At 31.3% G+C, this 3922-nt stretch carries 3 protein-coding genes; all 3 read left to right on the top strand.

Features of this window, described 5'->3' with window-relative positions; translation table 11 throughout:
• Positions 1–233 precede the first annotated feature (233 nt).
• On the top strand, positions 234–2279 hold the full coding sequence (locus tag QZZ48_RS14605) for a methyl-accepting chemotaxis protein (RefSeq protein WP_294966992.1): 2046 nt from the start codon (positions 234–236) through the stop codon (positions 2277–2279).
• A gap of 118 nt (positions 2280–2397) precedes the next feature.
• Positions 2398–2976 carry a CheB methylesterase domain-containing protein gene (locus tag QZZ48_RS14600; RefSeq protein ID WP_294966991.1) on the top strand — a complete coding sequence of 193 codons (579 nt, stop codon included), beginning with the start codon at positions 2398–2400 and terminating at the stop codon, positions 2974–2976.
• On the top strand, positions 2976–3755 hold the full coding sequence (locus tag QZZ48_RS14595) for a CheR family methyltransferase (protein ID WP_294966990.1): 780 nt from the start codon (positions 2976–2978) through the stop codon (positions 3753–3755). Before QZZ48_RS14600 ends, QZZ48_RS14595 begins: the two co-directional genes overlap by 1 nt.
• The last annotated feature ends 167 nt before the right edge of the window (positions 3756–3922 follow it).

Raw genomic sequence — 3922 nt, 5'->3', positions numbered from 1 at the left:
AGACAGGCCCATTATAAATATACCTTTGTTTATTCCTACTATAGCGTACTTTAAAGCACTTTTTAGCCTGAAATATTTTACTTTAAATCTAAATTAATCTTTAAACTGTATGAAAAATAGACAATATGAAAAAAAGTGGATTATTTAATGTAGTTATGTGTTCTTTTGTTAATTTAAAGGATGTATTGCAAAAAAGACACAATTCATGTACTATATAATTAAAAGGATTTAACATGAATAGATTCTCTATAAGGATGCAAATAATACTCTCGACAGCATTGTCGTTAATATTATTGGCAGTAATAACCACAAACATCTCCGTCTCTCAAAGTAAAACAGCTTTAATGGAAAATAGCTTTTCACAACTTACTACAGTGAGAGATATTAAAAAAAGCCAAATTGAAGATTTCTTCAGAGATAGAGTAAGTGATATTGAAGTTCTTGCTCGTTCTCAAGATTTAGGATGGCTTATAAGAAACATGATGGATATTTACGAGGAATTAGAATTCTCTTCAACTGATGTTTATCCTGTTACAAATGAACTTACTAAAGAAAAAACTCTACTTCATGAAGAGTTCTTTCAAGGTTATATGAAAGATTATGGTTACTATGATATTTTTGTTATTTCTGCCAAAAACGGTCATGTTATGTATAGTGCTACAAAAGAGTCAGACTATGGCGCAAATCTTATTCATGGTCCTCTTAAAGATAGTGGATTGGCAAGAGCGTATAAAGGAGCTATGAAAAATGGACGTCCTACATTTACAGATAAGATGCCATATGCTCCAAGTAATGGCGAGCCTGCAATGTTTTTAGCTACACCTGTTAAAGAAGATGGTGTAATAAGAGCAATAGTAGTTTTTCAAATTAGTGATAGTGCAATTAATGAAGTTATGCAATATAGACAAGGTTATGGTGATTCACAAGAAGATTACTTAGTTGGTGTAGATAAACTAATGAGAAGTGATAGTTTCTTAGATCCTATAGGTCACTCTGTTAAAGCATCTTTTGCAAATCCTTCAACTGGCTCTATAGATACTGCAGCTACTCGTGAAGCATTCGATGGTATAATAGATACGAAAATTGTAATTGACTACAATAATAATCCTGTTCTATCTTCTTTTTCAACTATTAGTATAGGAAAAGATTTAAAATGGGCAATACTTTCAGAAATTGATGAAGCAGAGGTTCTTATAGTTCCAAATAGCATCAGAAATAGTATTATCCTGTGGGCTGTTATTATACTTGTAGTTATGATTACATTATCTATTTTAACTGTAAATGTAAGTATTATTAGACCTATTAATAAATTTAAAGAGACACTTTTAAATATAGGTGATAATAAGAACCTTACTTTAAAAGTGGATGAAAATGCACCATTAGAGCTATCTCAGATTGCTAAGAGTTTTAATGGACTTATGTGTTCATTAAAAGAGTTGATAGAGACTTCAAAACAAAGTTCTTCAGAAAATGCTTCAATATCTCATGAACTTTCAACAACAGCAATTGGTGTTGGAGAAAATGTTGAGAAGTCTGTAACTGTAGTTGATTCAGCTACTCAAAAGGCAGTAATTATCAAAGATGAGATAAAGAATGCAATATCAGATGCTCAAGAGAGTAAAGAAGATATTATCAAAGCAAATGAAAATCTTTCAGAAGCTCGTGAAGATGTTATAAATCTTACATCTCAAGTACAAAGAAGTGCTGAATTAGAAGTTGAGTTAGCAGAAAAAATGAATACAGTATCTCAAGATGCAAATGAAGTAAAAGTTGTTCTTGAAGTTATTTCAGATATTGCAGACCAAACAAACCTTCTTGCACTTAATGCTGCCATAGAAGCAGCTCGTGCGGGTGAGCATGGACGTGGATTTGCTGTTGTTGCAGATGAAGTTCGTAAACTTGCAGAGAGAACACAAAAATCTCTTACAGAGATAAACGCTACTATCAATGTAATTGTTCAGTCTATTGGAGATGTTAGTGGACAGATGAGTACTAACTCAGAGGATATTCAGAAGCTTGCTGATAGAGCTATTGAAGTTGAAGAAAAAATCAATGTAAGTGTTCAAATAGTTGATGACGCTGTAAATGCAAGTGATAGAACAGTAACAGATTTTGAGAAAACTGGAAAAGATGTTGAATCTATAGTAATTCAGATTACAGAGATTAATGATATATCTTTAGTTAATGCCCGCAATGTTGAAGAAATTGCTTCTGCGGCTGATCACTTAAATTCTATGACAGATGAACTTCACGCTAAACTTGAAACTTTCAATACTTAATAAACTTCTCCTTATTGGGGTACTTGTAAATAAAACAGTAAAAAATATTTTACTGTTTTAAGTTTTAAAAAACTATCTTCTTGATATAATATTTTAATATAATGATAGAAGGGAATTTTTGAACTATTTAGTACCTAAAAAACTTGTCTTAATAGGTGCCTCCACCGGAGGTCCCGGTCAGATAGAAAAGATTATCAATGCTCTTCCATCACTTGATACAACATCAATAGTTATTGCACAACATATGGCAGTTGGTTTTATGCCAAGTTTTGCTAAACGTTTACAAGAAAAACATATAAACCCAATATCAGTTGCCCAAGATAATGATTACTTAGAAAATGGAAATATATATGTATGTAGCGGAGCGACAAGTATAAGTAAAAACGGTTTAAATTATGTTTTTTCTCAAAAAGAGTCATCTGCAAATGCTTTTAATCCAGATATAAATACTTTATTTGGCTCTTTTTTGCCATACAGTAAAGATTTTGATATCTTGAGTATTATCTTGACTGGTATAGGAAATGATGGAGTTCAAGCTTGTAAGATGCTTGAAAAGAATGGTTCTTCATGTATTACTGAGAGTGAAAGTAGTGCTATAGTTGATGGAATGCCAAGTCGCGCAAGAAAAGAAGTTAGAAATATCAAAGTACTTGATATTTCTCAAATAGTAGATTCAATAAGGGAGTTTTGTAACTAATGTTAAGTTTTTTTAAAAAGAAAAAAGTAATTGTAGAAGAAGAAGTAAAAGTTGTCCAACAAACAGATTATACTAATGTTCAACCAATAGCAGAGTATTTTAAAAATGAAACAGGTGTAACATTTGACAATCAAATTAGTATACTAACAAATAAGGTTATGACTTTTTGTAGGCAAAGAGAGATAAGCTCATTTGTGAAATTACTAAAGATGGTAGATGAAGATGCAGTGATAAAGCAAGAGTTAATTGATTACCTAACTACAAACGAAACATTTTTCTACAGGGAGTTTAGACAAATTGCCGAACTTGTAGAACTTGTTAAAGAATGTGGACATTCTGTAGATATACTTTGTGCTCCATCTGCAACAGGAGAAGAGCCTTATAGCATTGCTATAGCACTTCTTGAAGCAGGAGTACTTCCTAACAAAATAAATATCGTAGGTATAGATATAAACTTAGAAGCTTTAGAAAAAGCACGAGAAGCTACCTACAAAGAAAGAAATGTAAGAAATCTTACAGATGAGGTTAAAGTTAAATATTTTGATAAAAAAGGTGATTTATACGCGCTAAAGAATAGTGTGAAATCTCATGTTACTTTTAGACTTGAAAATCTTTTTGATCCATCTTTTGTCAATATAGGAAAGTTTGATTTTATATTTTCTAGAAATATGTTTATTTATTTTGATGCTCCGACAAAAATAAAAGCAAAAAATATTTTAGATAGTATGAGAAAAGATAGTGGTCAAGAAATATTTTTTGGACATGCTGACCAATTATAAGTAAATAATATTTTATCCTTAACAAAGCAAGAGTAGTGGCTAAACAGAACCTCTTGCTTTGTTAAGGATAAAATTTAGACTCTTCTTGGAGTCTGTAAAAAGAAATAACCTCGTAATAAACTTATCCTTAGTAGAGCAAGAGTAGTGGCTAAACAGAACCTCTTGCT

This window comes from Sulfurimonas sp., assembly GCF_016744025.1.
Classification (GTDB): Bacteria; Campylobacterota; Campylobacteria; order Campylobacterales; family Sulfurimonadaceae; genus Sulfurimonas.
This window is presented reverse-complemented; position numbering and strand designations above follow the sequence as displayed.